Below are 14,369 nucleotides of genomic sequence, written 5' to 3' on the forward strand. Positions count from 1 at the left end.
GGGGGGGTACGGTGGTCTGACCCAGGCCGAGCGTGGGCGGCGTCGCCGAGCGCGGGCCCGAAGCCGAGGGCCGGCCCTGCTGTGACCGCCCCACCCTGCCGCCCCGGGGCGCCGGATCATCGGTACCCCGTGCGGCGGCGTCCCCCGCACCACGAACCCGCGCGGCGCTTAATCCGATTCCGGCACGGCCTGCCTTAAATTTCCTCACCTGTAGCTTTTGCGGCAATCCGAGCCGACATTCTGTATTAATCGTCTGGGATCCAGCAAAATCGCAGCTTGACGGCCCGACCTGAGTCGGGAGATCTGCCTCCCAGAGTGCCACGTCGAAGGGCACACCGCGCGAGCGGAATCTTGGAGAGGAAACGATGGTCTTCGCAGGTCGCGCTGCAGCCGCGGTGCTTTTATTGACGATGGTATCGGCCCCAGCGCTGGCCGCGGACCCGATCAAGATCGGGCTGAGCGGCCCCTACACCGGGGGGTCGTCTTCGATGGGCGTCTCGATGCGGGACGGCGCCAAGCTCGCCGCCGCCGAGATCAACAAGGCCGGCGGCGTCCTCGGCCGGCCGATCCAGCTGATCGAGCGCGACGACGAGGCCAAGAACGAGGTCGGTGCGCAGGTCGCGCAGGAACTCATCAACAAGGAGAAGGTCGTCGCCACCGTCGGGTTCATCAATACCGGCGTCGCGCTCGCGGCCCAGCGCTTCTATCAGGAAGCCGAGATTCCGGTGTTCAACAACGTCGCCACCGGGACGATCATCACCAACCAGTTCAAGGAGCCGGATTACGACGCGAACTACGTCTTCCGGAACTCCGCCTACGACGTCCTGCAGGCCGGCCTGATGGTCGACGAGGCCCTCGCGCAGGGTCACAAGAAGATCGCGATCCTCGCCGACTCGACCAATTACGGCCAGCTCGGCCGCGAGGACATCGAGAAGTACCTTGCGACGAAGAACGTGAAGCCGGTCGCGGTCGAGAAGTTCAACATCAAGGACGTCGACATGACGGCCCAGCTGCTGAAGGCGCAGCAGGCTGGCGCCGAGGTGATCCTGGCCTACGGCATCGGGCCGGAGCTGGCGCAGATCGCCAACGGCATGTCGAAGCTCGGCTGGAAGGTCCCCATGATCACCAGCTGGCCGTCCTCGATGCAGAGCTTCATCGACATTGCCGGCCCGAACGGCAACGGCGTGATCATGCCGCAGACCTTCATCGAGGATCAGACCCTGCCGAAGCGCAAGGCGTTCCTGGAGAACTACTACAAGACCTACGGCGTGACGAAGATCCCGACCCCCGTGGCCGGCGCCCAGGCCTACGACTCGATCTATCTCCTCGCCGCGGCGATCAAGCAGGCCGGCAGCACCGACGGCCCGAAGATCCGCGCCGCGCTGGAGAACCTGAACGAGAAGGTCGAGGGCGTGGTCACCACCTACGACAAGCCCTTCACCGCCAAGGACCACAACGCGATCTCGCGCAACATGGTCGTGTTCGGGAAGGTGCAGGACGGCAAGATCGTCTACGACAAGGCCGAGGACGCCAAGAACGCCGGCGTCGTCCGGCTGAAGGAAAAGTCCTCGAACTGAGGTTTTGGACGCCGCGCCCGCGAGAGGTGCGGCGTCTCTTCCCGGCCCGGCGGCCCCTCGACCGGCCGGCCCAGCGCAGAGCGGTCCCGCGGCGCCCGCCGTGCGACCGGACGTCCCTCCGGCGACAGCGATCCCATGGAAATCCTGCTCCAGCTCATCGCCTCCGGCGTCGCGGTCGGCATGATCTACGCCGCCATCGCGTTCGGCTATCAGCTCACCTTCGCGACCTCGAAGACGCTCAACTTCGGCCAGGGCGAGGCGCTGGCGCTGGGCGCCCTGTTCGGGCTGACCCTGATGCCGTTCGTCGGCTACTGGCTGATGATCCCGCTGGTCCTGGTCTTCGGCTTCGCCCTCGGGGCGGTGGTGGAGCGCCTCGGCGTGCGCCCGGCCGTGAAGATCAAGTCCGAGTACGGGTGGATCATGGCGACCATCGCCCTCGGCATCATCTTCAAGAACGTCGCCGAGAACGTCTGGGGCCGGGACGACCTGAAATTCCCCTCCCCGCTCCCCGAGACGGCGCTGCAGATCGGCGGCGTGCGCGTCCTGCCGATGGAGCTGCTGATCGTCGCGGGTGCGCTGCTCATGATGCTCGCCGTCGAGATCTTCAATCGCAAGTCGATCTGGGGGAAGGCGGTCGTCGCCACCTCCAACGATATCGACGCCGCCGGGCTGATGGGCATCAACACCCAGAAGGTGATCACCCTCTCCTACTCGATCAGCGCCATGACGGCGGCCTTCGCGGGCGTGCTGGTGGCGCCCGTGACCCTGACCGGCGCCACGATGGGCTCGGTGCTGGCCCTGAAGGCCTTCGCGGTGGCGATCATCGGCGGCCTCGAGTCCGGCCTAGGCGTCATCGTCGGCGGCCTGATCCTCGGCGTCGCGGAGACGCTGACCGGCTTCTACATCTCGACCGGCTACAAGGACGTGCCGGGCCTGATCCTGCTCCTCGTCGTCCTCTCCATCCGCCCGGTCGGCCTGTTCGGCAAGGCCGTCATCAAGAAGGTCTGACCGTGACCGCCCGCGCAACCTTCACGGCAGCCTGAGCCATGGCGCAGACCCTCGCCCCCGCCGACGCGCCCGTCCCGGCCGCCGCCACGAGCCTGTCGCGCCACATCGGCGTCCTCGGCGCCGTGCTGCTGGTCGTCGGCCTCGCCGTGTTCCCGCACGTGGTCACGAGCTCGTACTACATCCACCTGATGGTGGTGATCGCCATCTACGCGATCCTGATCCTCGGGCTCGACATCGTCGTCGGCTATACCGGTCAGGTGAGCCTCGGCCATGCCGGCCTGTTCGGCATCGGCGCCTACGCGGCGGCGGTGCTATTCCTCCACTTCAAGCTCGGGATCTGGTGGGGGATCCTGGCCGGGATCGGCGTGACCTCGGCCTTCGGCGTGCTCCTGGCGGTGCCGGCCCTGCGGGTGACCGGCCCCTACCTCGCCATGGTGACGCTGGCCTTCGGCACGATCATCCAGATCTTCATCAACGAGCTCACGCCGCTGACCAACGGCCCGTTGGGCATCACCCTGCCGCCGGCCCGGGTCCTCGATTTCTCGCTCCTCGGCCTCCAGGCGCCCTGGGGCGCGGCCGGCCGCAAGCTCGAGTTCTACTACCTCGTCTGCCTCGCGCTGCTGGCCACGATCCTGGTGGTCAACCGGGTGGTGCGCTCGCCCTACGGCCGCGCCTTCGAGGCGCTGCGCGACTCGCCGATCGCCTGCGACTGCATGGGCGTCAGCGTCTACCGCTACAAGGTCTACGCCTTCGTGATCTCGGCGGCGCTGGCCGGCCTCGCCGGCGCGCTGTTCGCGTGGTCGGAGCGCTACGTGGCGCCGAACTCCTACGGGTTCGAGCTCACCGTGCTGTTCCTGCTCGCCGTCACGATGGGCGGCCGCAAGTCGCGGGCGGGGCCGATCATCGGCTCGGCGATCATCGTGATGATGCCGAACGTCCTCGCCGATATCGGTCTGGTGCGGATCATGGCGGGCATCATCGCCGCCGCGGCCCTGGTGGTGGGCGTGCTCGCCTTCCTGCGCCGCCGGGAGGACCGGTTCGCCCTGCTGGTGCCGGTCGGGCTCTGCCTCGCCTTCTTCCCGGCGACCCTGGCGCTCGAATCCGTCACCGACTTCCGGCTGACCGTGTTCGGCCTGATGATCCTGTTCGTCGTGTACTACCTGCCGGACGGGATCGTGGGCTTCCTGCGCGAGACGATCCCCGCCCTGCGCCCGGCCCACACCGCCGCGGGCAAGAGCCTCCACGCCGAGGGCGCGGCGCTGAGCGTGCAGAGCGGCGACCGTGGCGCCGACCCGCTCCTCTCCGTCGAGCAGGCCCTGATGCAGTTCGGCGGGCTCAAGGCGCTGGCCGGCGTCGACCTCACGGTGCGGCCGGGCACGATCCACGGGCTGATCGGGCCGAACGGCTCCGGCAAGAGCACGATGATGAACGTGCTCACCGGCATCTACCGGCCGACGGGCGGCAGCGTGACCCTGGCGCGCGGCCAGGGCACCAAGCGCCTCGACGGGCGCACCCCGTCGGAGATCGCGGCCGCCGGCGTCGCCCGCACCTTCCAGAACGTGCAGCTCTTCCGCGAGATGACCGCGCTGGAGAACGTGCTGGTCGGGCTCCACCACAGCTTCCGCGGCACCCTGTTCGACGCGATCCTCGGCACGCCCCGTCGGCGCCGGGAGGAGCGCGAGCAGCGCGCCCGCGCCATGGCGATCCTCGACTTCGTGGGCCTCGGTGCCCTGGCGCAGATCGAGGCGCGCAACCTGCCCTACGGCAAGCAGCGCCTTCTCGAGATCGGCCGGGCGCTCGCCCTCGACCCGGTCCTGCTCCTCCTCGACGAGCCCGCCGCGGGCCTGACCGCCCCCGACATCGCCGAGCTGACCGCGATCATCCGCAAGATCCGCGACGCCGGGATCACGGTCATCCTGATCGAGCACCACATGGATGTCGTCATGGGCCTGTGCGACCGCGTCAGCGTCCTCGATTTCGGCCACAAGATCGCCGAGGGCAGCGCCCGCGAGGTGCAGGCCGACCCGAAGGTGGTGGAGGCCTATCTCGGCAGTCCCGTCGCCGACGAGGAGACGACCCATGCTTGAGGTCACGGGTCTGTCGGCCGGCTACGGCCAGGTCGAGGTGCTGCACGGCCTCGATTTCCAGGTGGCGAAGGGTCAGGTCGTCGCGCTGATCGGCTCCAACGGGGCCGGCAAGACCACCACGATGCGCGCCCTGTCGGGCATGATCCGCCCGCGGGCCGGCTCGATCCGCCTGAACGGGCGCGAGATCGGCGGGCTCGACAGCCACGACGTCGCGCGCTTCGGCCTCGCGCACTCGCCGGAGGGCCGGCGCGTGTTTCCGACGCTCTCGGTCGAGGACAACCTGACGCTCGGCGCCTTCCCGCGGCTGACCGGCTCGCGGCCGAAGGGCGACGTCGCGGCCGACCGCGAGCGGGCCTTCGAGATGTTCCCGCGACTCAAGGAGCGGCGCGCGCAGCTCGCCGGCACGCTCTCGGGCGGCGAGCAGCAGATGCTCGCCATGGGCCGGGCCCTGATGCTGCGGCCCGAGATCCTCCTGCTGGACGAGCCCTCCATGGGGCTCGCCCCGAAGCTGGTGGAGGAGGTCTTCCGGATCATCCGCCTGCTCAAGGCCGAGCAGGTGACGATGCTGCTCGTCGAGCAGTTCGCCATGGCGGCGCTCGGCGTCGCCGACCACGCCTACGTGCTGGAGAACGGCCGGATCCGCTTCCAGGGCCCGGCCCAGCAGATGCGCAACGATCCGGCCGTGCGCGCGGCGTATCTCGGCGGCAGCCACTGACGCCTGCGCGCCGATCCGTGCCGCCGCGCGCGCGCTCGGTCACGCGGATGCCCGGCGCACCGGCCCTCGCGCGGATCGGATCGGCCCCGCGGTCGACGACGTCGCCTGCGCCCGCGCAGGTCCGCCCACGCTCGAACGAGATCGAGGGATCGGCCGGGAGCCCGGGCACCCGCTGCATCAGGCGCGAGCCGGAGGCTCACCTTGCGGACCGGTCGAGCCCGGAAGCCCGTAGGCCGCGCCGCCGCTCTCCTGTAGACACCGACGGGACGCGGGCGGCACGCGGGCCACACGGGAGGTTTCGATTTTGGACGACGGTTGGGCGACTGCCTTAGGCTTGGCTGCCGTCCTCGCCCTGGTTCTGGCGAACGGCTTCTTCGTTGCGGCAGAGTTCGCCCTGGTCGCAGTGCGCCGGAGCCGCGTCGCCGAACTCGTCGCCGAGCGCCGCGTGAACGCGAAGGCGCTGCTCTGGGCGACGGACCACCTCGACGCTCACCTCGCGGCGACGCAGCTCGGCATCACCATCTCGTCCCTGGCCCTGGGCTGGGTCGGCGAGCCCGCGCTGGCCCACCTGATCCTGCCAGCCCTGACGTGGCTGCCGGACATGCTCTCGACGGCGGCCGCCAACACGGTCGCGGTGGTGGTCTCCTTCGTCATCATGACGGCGCTGCACATCGTGCTGGGCGAGCTGGCACCGAAGAGCCTCGCGCTCCAGCGCAGCGAGCGCACCGCCCTGGCGGTGATCCGGCCGCTCAGCGTGTTCCTGTTCGTCTTCCGCCCGGCCATCCTGTTCCTCAACGGCCTCGGCAACGGCGTCCTGCGCCTGTGCGGCTTGCAGCCCGGCCACGGCGAGGGCGGCCACCACTCGACGGCGGAGCTCAACCTGCTGGTCGAGGCGAGTCGCGAGGCGGGCCTCATCCGCGAGGCGCAGCAGGAAGCGGTTGAGCGCATCTTCCGGCTGGGGGACCGCCGGATCCGCGAGATCATGACGCCGCGCCACGAGGTGGAGTGGGTCGACCTCGACGGATCGGCCGACGAGATCACGCGGGCGGTCCGCGCCTGCAGCCACGCCCATGTCGTGGTGAGCCGCGGCGGCATCGACGAGATCGTCGGCGTCCTCCGGAAGCAGGATCTGCTCGATCAGATCCTCGACGGGCGGGCCCTCGATATCGCCAGCGCGATGCGGCCGCCGAACGTCGTGCACGAGGGCATGACGGTCTTGACGGCGCTGGAGAGCTTCCAGCGCAACCCTGTGCAGCTGGCGGTGATCGTCGACGAGTACGGCAGCCTGGAGGGCATCGTCACGCAGACGGACCTCCTCGAGGCCATCGCGGGCGACATTCCCGAGATCGGGGAGGATCCGGCCGTCGTCGAGCGCGAGGACGGCTCGCTGCTGATCGACGGGATGATGCCGGCCGAGGACGCGTTCGAGCGCCTCGCCTTCGCCGATCCGCCGGACACGGACGACTACACGACGCTGGCCGGCTACGTCATCTACCAGCTCGGCCGCATCCCGGCAGCGGGCGACGCCCTTGTGGCGGAGGACTGGCGCCTGGAGGTGGTCGACATGGATGGCCGTCGGATCGACAAGGTCCTGGCCACCCCCCTCCCGGGGCACCGACCGGCGCGTGCTGCAGCCGACGGCCCGACCCCCGCGTGACGGTCCGGCATCGTTAGCACCGGGACCCGCATCGGCGCGCCTCGGCCTTCTGCCACGCCGGCAAGGCGCCGCTCGCGACCGCAGGCGCGGCGGTGCTGGCGGACCCCCGCCGGAGCGGCGCGGGCTCGCCTGCGAGCGGCCGGACCCCGCGGCCCGGAAGTCCCCGGGTCTATTCAGGAACTCGTGCTCCGGCCGGGCGTCGTGACCGTCGACGCAACGGCATCGCCCGCCGCCTGGGCGGCGGGTGGGCGCGTCAGCCAGCCGCCTGCCAGCGCGCCGCGTCCATCCGATGAGGTCGGCGCAGCAGGAAACGTAGCGCGCGGGCCCACTCGTCAGTAGCGCTCGTAGCGGTAGCCGCCGGAGCGCCGCCCTTCGAAGAAGTGCGCGTCTCTGCGTCCGTAGCCGCTGAACTCACGCTGGCGGCGATAGCCGTGGGCGGGCGCCCAGGGCGGCGGACCGCCGTGGTGGAAGCCGCGCTCTCCGCGGGCCCAGGGCGGATCGGCCATCGCGGCCGAGGATGTCCCGAGCATCCCTCCGGCCAGGGTCAGTGTGCCGATCAGGAAGACGATTGGCGTGCGGATCATGGATGGCACCCTCTCAGCGGGGATGGCCCCGCGTCGGTCCAGATACGGCGTTCGACCGCAAACCGTTCCCCACCGCCGCGGAGGCCGATATCCGATCAGACCGGCGTACCCGCGAGCAGAAGCGCAGTATTCGGGCTCGCGTCGAACCTGACCCCGACCTGGGCGACGATCTGCCCGCATCGCGCGCTCTGGAACGAGCGTGCTGAGCTTGGATGTGCGCCGTGACGACGGGGCGGGAGGAGCGAATTTACGGAACGGTATCGGCAGGCCTGCCGTTGAGGGGATCCAAAACAGGAGACGCTCGATGACACGCTTGCCGATGATCGTTCTCGCTACCCTGGCTCTCGGGGGTAGCGCGCTCGCTGCCGAGCAGGGAGCTTCGTCCAAGACCCCGGGTCACGAGATGCAGGATCGCGGCAGCCGCGCCGGCAGCCCCGGCGCGTCCGGTTACGCACCCGGCCACGAGATGAAGTCGGGCGGGATGGAGTCGACCGGGTCGACCACCCATAGCGGAGGCAGCGGCACCAACACTTCGGGAACCAGCTCGACCGGCACCCGTCGCTGACGAAATCGTCGCCCCATTCGGTCGCTCAGGCCGGACGGGGCGAGCGCGTCGCGGGGGGGCATCGAAATCGTGTCACCGCTGACGTTCGGCTCAGGTCTCGCGTTTGCGCAAATAATCGATATTTGATTACATTGATCGCTAATCTCTTGCGATCTGACTCAGAAGTGGCCGTGGGCACTGACGTTCGAGATCGAGAATTCAGGACCGCGACCGCGGGCGCCGCACTGCTGGGCACTCGCTTCGGTCCCCGTAATTGGAACCGTCCGGACATCCGTGTGATCGAGCGTCGCGGCGACGGCCATCACGACCACGATCGGGACGATTGATCTCAGCCGGAGCGGTCCGGTTCAGAGGAGCGTCCCCGGGCGAGCGCCCCCTTTTATGCCGATATCCGTCACACCGCATGCAACGGTTTCCTGTTCCTACGGCTTTCTGAGCGGTTAATCGACTCGAGGAACAGCATCACCATGTCGGTACGACTGATCACGACCGCCCTGCTTCTATCCGTAGGAGCCACTGCGGCTCTCGCCGCGCCCATGTCGTCCGATGACAAGGCCGCGCTCCAGCAACAATGCATGGGCGACTTCACGACCTTCTGCGGTGACATGCCGCCCGACGAGGGCCCCGAGACGCAGGCGTGCTTCGAGAAGAACATGGCGAAGCTCTCGCCGGGCTGCCAGGGCGCCATCCAGAGCTACAAGCAGGGAAAGAAGGGCTGATCGGACAGCGCGGTCGGGGTCCGTGCTGGTGCGCCACGCTCTTTGGCACCCTGTCGGGCCGCGACCGGTGCGGGAGACCGTCACCGGCTCCTCGCGGGTTGCCAGATCTGCGTCACCGTGAATCCGGCGCGGTCTCGAGACGCACGGAGAAACCGAACCGACTTCTTGTGCTGGGGACGGCGCGCGCCGCCCCCAAGTTTTCGGTCAGTAGCTGTAGGAGCGGCGGGGGTAGGCCTGGGGCGCGCCATAGCCGGTATCCCGCGGCTGGACCCGCGAGCCGTACTCGATCTCCCTGCGTCGCGCCTGCCGGTTGGCGAGGTAGCGGCCGCCCAGGCAGCCAGCGACGGCGCCGACGACGCCGCGTTCGGCCAGGTAGTGGCCGGCCAGTCCGCCGATGATCGCGCCCTTGATGCAGCCCTTCGCCTCAGCCGCACCGACGCTCATGAGTGTCACGAGAGCGATGACGGATGCTTGTCCAACGATGCGCATGCTGTTCCTCCACGTCGATCCGGAAGAGAATGCACCCGCGACACGACCGTTCCGGATGCCGGTGCCGCCGGCCGTCGATACCGACCGCGGACAACACCGATCTCCTCCCGGAACTCGTCGGGAGACGCTGATCGCACGGCACGCGGGCGACGGCTGCACCGTGCCGTCGACGATCCGGCGTCGCGCCCAGGGTCGGGCGAAGTCTGAGGCGCGCGTTCGCCCGACCGGACCGAGCCCCGACGCTCCGGAGGTCCGCCACGGCATCGTCCTCGGGATAATCCTGGGTCGTCCCGGCGACCCGTTCAGGCCCGGGCCGCCACGGCCGAACGGAGATCGACGATGAGCCGACTCGAGGGCCGCACGCGGACGCGATCGGTCACGCGTGGCGGAATAGTCGCGCGAATCTGACGACGAGCCGCTGCCGCGCCGATCGGCTCCGCCCGCGATGTCAGGATCTGTCGGCGATGCTCGAGCGCGCCGCGGCGCCCTAGCGTTGATTGATTTCGTGGGTCCGATCTCGCCCGGACATTGCATTGATGCCACGGCCTGGTCCGAGCCGAGAAAGTCAGCGCTTCTCACGAAAGAGTTGTCTGTATATGGAGCGGCCCAGACAGCGGGGCCGTGTCCTGGTGCCTCGGGGGCCTCGGTGATGTCGCGTTTTGACGAGTCGGTCGTGCGCCAGCAACGGTTCATGGGACCGCTGCTCGTGACGGCCATCCTGTTCGGGCTGGCGGGGCTGCCGGTCGCGGTCTGGCTCGACCTGCGCGGCCTGTCGGAGCGGATGCTCGCCACCCAGGCGATCGAGACCGGCCGGATCATCGACCAGATGCGGAGCTTCTACGCCAGCGACGTCGTCCAGGCCGTCAACACCGCGACCGGCCGGGTCGAGACACGCCACGATTACAAGGGCATGCCGAACGCGATCCCGATCCCCGCGACGCTCTCCCTGGAACTCGGCGAGCGGATCAGCGGCGGGGACGGCGCCGTGAAGTACCGGTTCGTCTCCGATCTCCCGTTCAAGGACCGCAAGCCGCACGAACTCGACGCCTTCGAGACGCAGGCGCTCGCGAACCTCCGGACACATCCCCAGACCGGCTTCGTCAGCGAGACGACGGGCTCGATCTTCGACCGCCAGGTCCGCGTCGCGGCGCCGATCCGCATGGAATCCGCCTGCGTCCGCTGCCACAACGCCCATCCCCTGAGCCCGAAGACCGACTGGAAGGTCGGCGACGTCCGCGGCATCCAGGAGATCGTCCTGCACCAGCCGATCGCCGCCAACGTCTTCGCCTTCAAGTACCTGCTCGGCTACTTCATCCTGGCCGCGCTCGCCGGCACCACCTTCCTGCTGCTGCAGGCGCGCCAGTCCCGCCTCATCGACCGGATGAACAGGGAGCTGACCGAGTCGAACGGTTTCCTGGCGTCGGTCTCGGTGCAGATCGCCAAGTACATCTCGCCCCAGGTCTACAAGAGCATCTTCAGCGGCGAGCGGGACGTGTCGGTGGCGACCGAGCGCAAGAAGCTGACGATCTTCTTCTCCGACATCAAGGACTTCACCGCCACCACCGAGCGCCTGCAGCCTGAGGAGCTGACAGCGCTCCTGAACGAGTACCTGACCGAGATGACCGCCATCGCGGTCAAGCACGGTGGCACGGTCGACAAGTATATCGGTGACGCGATGCTGGTGTTCTTCGGCGATCCGGAGAGCCGGGGCGTCCGCGAGGACGCGCAGGCCTGCGTCCGCATGGCGATCGAGATGCAGAAGCGCCTCGGCCAGCTCAACGCCCGCTGGCGGCGATCCGGCATCGAGCGCCCGTTCCAGGCCCGGATCGGCATCAATACGGGCTACTGCAACGTCGGGAATTTCGGCAGCGATGAGCGCATGGACTACACGATCATCGGTGCGGAGGCGAACCTCGCCGCCCGCCTGCAGGCGGCCGCGGTCCCCGGCGGCATCACTCTGAGCTACGAGACCTACGCGCTGGTGAGCGACATCGTGCAGGCGAGCCCTCAGGAGCCGATCCGCATGAAGGGCATCAGCCGCGAGGTCGTCCCCTACGCCATCGAGGGCGACCTGACCGCCGAGGCGCCGGAGACGATCTTCTCCGAGCACGCCCGGGGAATCGACTTCTACGTCGACGTCGACGCCCTGGAGTTGGAGGGCGCGGCACGGCTCCGGAAGCGCCTGCTCGACACCCTCGCCGCCGTCGACCGCCGCATGACCGGTGCGGGCGCCACCGCGGAGACCGTTACGCGGCCCTCCGCGGCCAGCTGAATTCCTGGCCGGAACGAGCCGCGGGTGCTCACAGGCTGCCGTGTCCGCGCGCGGGCCCCGCGAGGGTGGAGAGATCGATCGCCAGCGTGGCGCCGACCACGACGGCGTCCGGGATGGTCCAGCAATAGAGTGGGAACCGGGTCTGGTCCGGGCTCACAATGGATTGCGGGTTCGGCGTCAGCCGGATCGCCGGATTGATCTGGAAGCTGCAAGTCAGCTCCATCATCACCGACCGGGTCGGTATCTTGTCGGTCGGCCCAGCGCGCTCTGCGCCAGGGCGAGGTTAGACGGGGCGAGCGGGCTGAACGCCTGCGCGGTGACGACGAAGCCAGATAGGCGATGCTGGCGACCAGCCGGCCGACCTCGATGTCGAGGCGGCTGTCGGGCAGCTTGTCCTGGTAGGAGAGGAGCGACAGCCGGGTGGTCTGGCCGCCACCGGAGATCTCCTGAACGCTGTTGTTGCCGGTGAAATGGCTCGACAGGCTGCGCCCGTGCCGGTTCGTCACCGCTGCGTGGAACGAGGTGCCGTCGTTCCCGGCGAGGCGCTGCAGCTCGCCGTCGATGCCGAACGAGACCTGCCCGGCCCAGGCCGAACGTCTCACCCGCGCGATCCGGGACCTGCTGCGCCCGAAGAAGGCCGAGGCGCGGGCGCGGGCCGCCTGACGGACGCCGAGTATCGGCTCAGAGCGGCAGGGCGGACATCGCCAGGGCGCCGTGGTGGCGGATGGTGTTGGTGGCGGCGACCTGCCGCTCGAAGGCCGCCATCGACTTGGCCGGGACACCCTGGCTGTCGGGCAGGCGGATGGTCATCGGGTCCAGGAAGCGCCCATTGACGCTCACCTCGTAGTGAACGTGTGGCCCCGTCGAGAGCCCGGTCGAGCCCATGTAGGCGATCACCTGCCCCTGATGGACGGTCGTGCCGACAGCGACGCCGTGCGCGAGCCGCTGCAGGTGGTTGTAGGCCGTCACGTAGCCGTTGGCGTGATGGATCTCGATCCGGTTGCCGTAGCCGCCCCGCGGGCCCGCATACGCCACCGTTCCGTCGCCCGTCGCCATGATCGGCGTGCCGGCCTTGTTGGCCCAGTCGACGCCGTTGTGGAAGCGCGCGTAGTGGAGGATCGGGTGAACGCGCGTGCCGAACGGCGAGGTGATCCGCCCGTCCGCGATCGGCATGCGCATCAGGAACTTGCGGAGCGAGGTGCCCGCCTCGCTGAAGTAGCGCGCCGCCCCGGTCTCGGGCGTCTCGAACCGGTAGGCGCGGTGCTTCACGCCGTCGAGTGTCAGGGCGACGTAGCGCACCTCCGGCGGTCCGCCCGCCTTCTCGCTGGGGCTGAACAGCACCTCCAGCCGGTCGGACGGGGTGATCCGGTGCTGCATGTCCAGGCCGAACGCGAAGATGCCGACGATGCGCTCGGCGAGGATGCCGGGCAGGCCATTGCGCAGCACCGCCTCGTAGATGCTCCGGTAGAGGCTCGCGCCCGACCCGTCGGTCTCGTCGCCCGACCGCGCCGCAGCGACTTGGTCCGACGGCGGCGCGACCGTGACGAACCCCCCGGTATCCCGTTCCGCGACGACCTCCTCGACGCCGCCCGCGCCGTACAGCGTCACCCGCGCGATCTGGCGCACGGCCTGGCCGGCGCGCGATCGGATGAGGAGCAGGTCGACGTGCTGCCCCTCGGCGAGCCCGGTGCGGGCGTGCTCGCTGAAGGCGGCCAGGATGGCCGCCACGCGCGCCGGTTCGGCACCGTTCGCCGCCAGCGCGTCGGCCAGGGTCTCGCCGCGCTTCAGCACGATGTCGCGGGTCTCCGTGAGGCTCGTGACCGAGGCCGGCTCGGACTCGGCCAGATCCGTGATGTTCTCCGGGACGACCCGCACCTCGATCGCGTGGAACGTGTCGCGGCTCGGCTCAGCGCCCACGGCCTTCGCGGCCGCGTCGCCCGGCGCATCGATAAGGATCTGAGAGAGCAGCCGCTGGGGCGCGTACGGCACGGCGATCCGCGGACCCGCTTCTCGCGCGACCTGCGCCTGCGCCTCCACGAGGGCGGTGACGTCCTCGTCGGTCAGGCCGGGCGCGTCCTCCGCAACCGGGACATCCGCGAGCGCGGAGCGCGTGATCGTGACCGTCGTCCCGGACGGATCGTCCCCCGGCTCGTCGGAGACCGTCGCGACCTGCCCGTCCTCTGCGAGCTGGCGCGTCGGATCGAAGGGCGGGATCTGGCCATCGACCGCGTCGCCGGCGGACAGGCTGGTCACGAGCCGCACGAAGGGCTGGGTCCGGATGAGCTCGCGCGCGCCGGCCTGTTCGGTGACCGGTGCTGAGAACTCCTCGCGGTCGGAGGCGACGAGCGGGTGCCGCACGAGGCGGTCGCCGCGTCGTCCGATTACACCCTGCCCCTCTGCCGCCTGCGCGGAGACCTGGCGAAATGTCGGCTTGGCCGGCGCGAGATCGGTGTCCACGGACAGGCGGAGCGCCGCCCCCATCAGGGCCGCGCCGCAGGTCGCGATCAGCGAGCTGGCGCAGAGCCAGCGCAGGTTGAGGCGCCGCCGGTCGAGCGGCGTCACGCCGTCGGCCGTCGCGACGGCGTCGCTGCGTGACAGGGCCCGGTGCAGAGTAAGCAGCGCGCCGCGCGATGCTCGTCCACCCTCGTTCATCCGATCCCCTCACGCTCAAGCTCGCCGCTTCGACGGCGAGTGCG

12 protein-coding genes and 1 pseudogene are annotated in these 14,369 nt (G+C 69.5%); 8 read left to right on the forward strand and 5 right to left on the reverse strand.

All coding sequences use genetic code 11. The features are described from left to right. Positions 1 to 365: 365 nt before the first annotated feature. From ACLBXO_RS05955 to ACLBXO_RS05975, 5 genes are all read left to right on the forward strand, one after another. Positions 366 to 1,577 carry an ABC transporter substrate-binding protein gene (locus ACLBXO_RS05955; protein ID WP_331312349.1) on the forward strand — a complete coding sequence of 404 codons (1,212 nt, stop codon included), beginning with the start codon at positions 366 to 368 and terminating at the stop codon, positions 1,575 to 1,577. 135 nt (positions 1,578 to 1,712) lie between these two features. After that, entirely contained in the window at positions 1,713 to 2,585 is an 873-nt protein-coding gene (locus ACLBXO_RS05960) for a branched-chain amino acid ABC transporter permease (protein ID WP_331312350.1), read from the forward strand. 38 nt (positions 2,586 to 2,623) lie between these two features. Then, a complete protein-coding gene (locus ACLBXO_RS05965; protein ID WP_447684788.1) occupies positions 2,624 to 4,672 on the forward strand; it encodes a branched-chain amino acid ABC transporter ATP-binding protein/permease in 2,049 nt (682 codons plus the stop codon). Continuing rightward, positions 4,665 to 5,387 carry an ABC transporter ATP-binding protein gene (locus ACLBXO_RS05970; RefSeq protein WP_447684789.1) on the forward strand — a complete coding sequence of 241 codons (723 nt, stop codon included), beginning with the start codon at positions 4,665 to 4,667 and terminating at the stop codon, positions 5,385 to 5,387. Before ACLBXO_RS05965 ends, ACLBXO_RS05970 begins: the two co-directional genes overlap by 8 nt. Positions 5,388 to 5,721: 334 nt before the next feature. Next, complete coding sequence (locus tag ACLBXO_RS05975; protein ID WP_447684790.1) at positions 5,722 to 7,044, forward strand: hemolysin family protein; 1,323 nt, start codon at positions 5,722 to 5,724, stop codon at positions 7,042 to 7,044. A 332-nt stretch (positions 7,045 to 7,376) separates the two neighbouring features. Here the strand turns inward: ACLBXO_RS05975 and ACLBXO_RS05980 are convergent, their stop codons facing one another. Beyond that, positions 7,377 to 7,628: a hypothetical protein gene (locus tag ACLBXO_RS05980; protein WP_447684791.1), complete on the reverse strand. Its 252-nt coding sequence runs from the start codon at positions 7,626 to 7,628 to the stop codon at positions 7,377 to 7,379. 304 nt (positions 7,629 to 7,932) lie between these two features. On the opposite strand from ACLBXO_RS05980, the gene ACLBXO_RS05985 reads away from it, so the two are divergent. Both ACLBXO_RS05985 and ACLBXO_RS05990 read left to right on the forward strand, forming a co-directional pair. Further along, positions 7,933 to 8,193 carry a hypothetical protein gene (locus ACLBXO_RS05985; RefSeq protein ID WP_331312354.1) on the forward strand — a complete coding sequence of 87 codons (261 nt, stop codon included), beginning with the start codon at positions 7,933 to 7,935 and terminating at the stop codon, positions 8,191 to 8,193. Positions 8,194 to 8,729: 536 nt separating this feature from the next. Further along, positions 8,730 to 8,912 carry a hypothetical protein gene (locus ACLBXO_RS05990; protein ID WP_447684792.1) on the forward strand — a complete coding sequence of 61 codons (183 nt, stop codon included), beginning with the start codon at positions 8,730 to 8,732 and terminating at the stop codon, positions 8,910 to 8,912. Between the two features lie 204 nt (positions 8,913 to 9,116). On the opposite strand, the gene ACLBXO_RS05995 is transcribed toward ACLBXO_RS05990, so the two are convergent. Next, positions 9,117 to 9,401 (reverse strand): hypothetical protein, encoded by a 285-nt coding sequence (locus ACLBXO_RS05995; protein WP_331312356.1) that lies wholly within the window; start codon positions 9,399 to 9,401, stop codon positions 9,117 to 9,119. Positions 9,402 to 10,050: 649 nt separating this feature from the next. Here ACLBXO_RS05995 and ACLBXO_RS06000 point away from each other — a divergent pair. Next, entirely contained in the window at positions 10,051 to 11,673 is a 1,623-nt protein-coding gene (locus ACLBXO_RS06000; protein ID WP_447684793.1) for an adenylate/guanylate cyclase domain-containing protein, read from the forward strand. A gap of 28 nt (positions 11,674 to 11,701) precedes the next feature. On the opposite strand, the gene ACLBXO_RS06005 is transcribed toward ACLBXO_RS06000, so the two are convergent. The 3 genes and pseudogenes from ACLBXO_RS06005 to ACLBXO_RS06015 all read right to left on the reverse strand — a co-directional run bounded on the left by ACLBXO_RS06005 (position 11,702) and on the right by ACLBXO_RS06015 (position 14,325). Continuing rightward, complete coding sequence (locus ACLBXO_RS06005) at positions 11,702 to 11,899, reverse strand: hypothetical protein (protein ID WP_331312358.1); 198 nt, start codon at positions 11,897 to 11,899, stop codon at positions 11,702 to 11,704. Positions 11,900 to 12,053: 154 nt separating this feature from the next. Next, positions 12,054 to 12,455: pseudogene (locus ACLBXO_RS06010) on the reverse strand (carbohydrate porin); the annotation flags it as partial. Further along, on the reverse strand, positions 12,355 to 14,325 hold the full coding sequence (locus tag ACLBXO_RS06015; RefSeq protein ID WP_331312359.1) for a M23 family metallopeptidase: 1,971 nt from the start codon (positions 14,323 to 14,325) through the stop codon (positions 12,355 to 12,357). The pseudogene ACLBXO_RS06010 and the gene ACLBXO_RS06015, both read right to left, overlap by 101 nt. Positions 14,326 to 14,369 lie beyond the last annotated feature (44 nt).

The organism is Methylobacterium sp. C33D (assembly GCF_053345825.1).

Excerpts from the sequence above, each read along its gene's own strand:
- ACLBXO_RS05965 (WP_447684788.1), top strand. The coding sequence starts at position 2,624 with ATGGCGCAGACCCTCGCCCCCGCCGACGCGCCCGTCCCGGCCGCCGCC.
- ACLBXO_RS05960 (WP_331312350.1), top strand. The coding sequence starts at position 1,713 with ATGGAAATCCTGCTCCAGCTCATCGCCTCCGGCGTCGCGGTCGGCATG.
- ACLBXO_RS05985 (WP_331312354.1), top strand. The coding sequence starts at position 7,933 with ATGACACGCTTGCCGATGATCGTTCTCGCTACCCTGGCTCTCGGGGGT.
- ACLBXO_RS05970 (WP_447684789.1), top strand. The coding sequence starts at position 4,665 with ATGCTTGAGGTCACGGGTCTGTCGGCCGGCTACGGCCAGGTCGAGGTG.
- ACLBXO_RS06000 (WP_447684793.1), top strand. The coding sequence starts at position 10,051 with ATGTCGCGTTTTGACGAGTCGGTCGTGCGCCAGCAACGGTTCATGGGA.
- ACLBXO_RS05995 (WP_331312356.1), bottom strand. The coding sequence starts at position 9,401 with ATGCGCATCGTTGGACAAGCATCCGTCATCGCTCTCGTGACACTCATG.
- ACLBXO_RS05990 (WP_447684792.1), top strand. The coding sequence starts at position 8,730 with ATGTCGTCCGATGACAAGGCCGCGCTCCAGCAACAATGCATGGGCGAC.
- ACLBXO_RS05980 (WP_447684791.1), bottom strand. The coding sequence starts at position 7,628 with ATGATCCGCACGCCAATCGTCTTCCTGATCGGCACACTGACCCTGGCC.
- ACLBXO_RS06005 (WP_331312358.1), bottom strand. The coding sequence starts at position 11,899 with ATGATGGAGCTGACTTGCAGCTTCCAGATCAATCCGGCGATCCGGCTG.
- ACLBXO_RS05955 (WP_331312349.1), top strand. The coding sequence starts at position 366 with ATGGTCTTCGCAGGTCGCGCTGCAGCCGCGGTGCTTTTATTGACGATG.
- ACLBXO_RS06015 (WP_331312359.1), bottom strand. The coding sequence starts at position 14,325 with ATGAACGAGGGTGGACGAGCATCGCGCGGCGCGCTGCTTACTCTGCAC.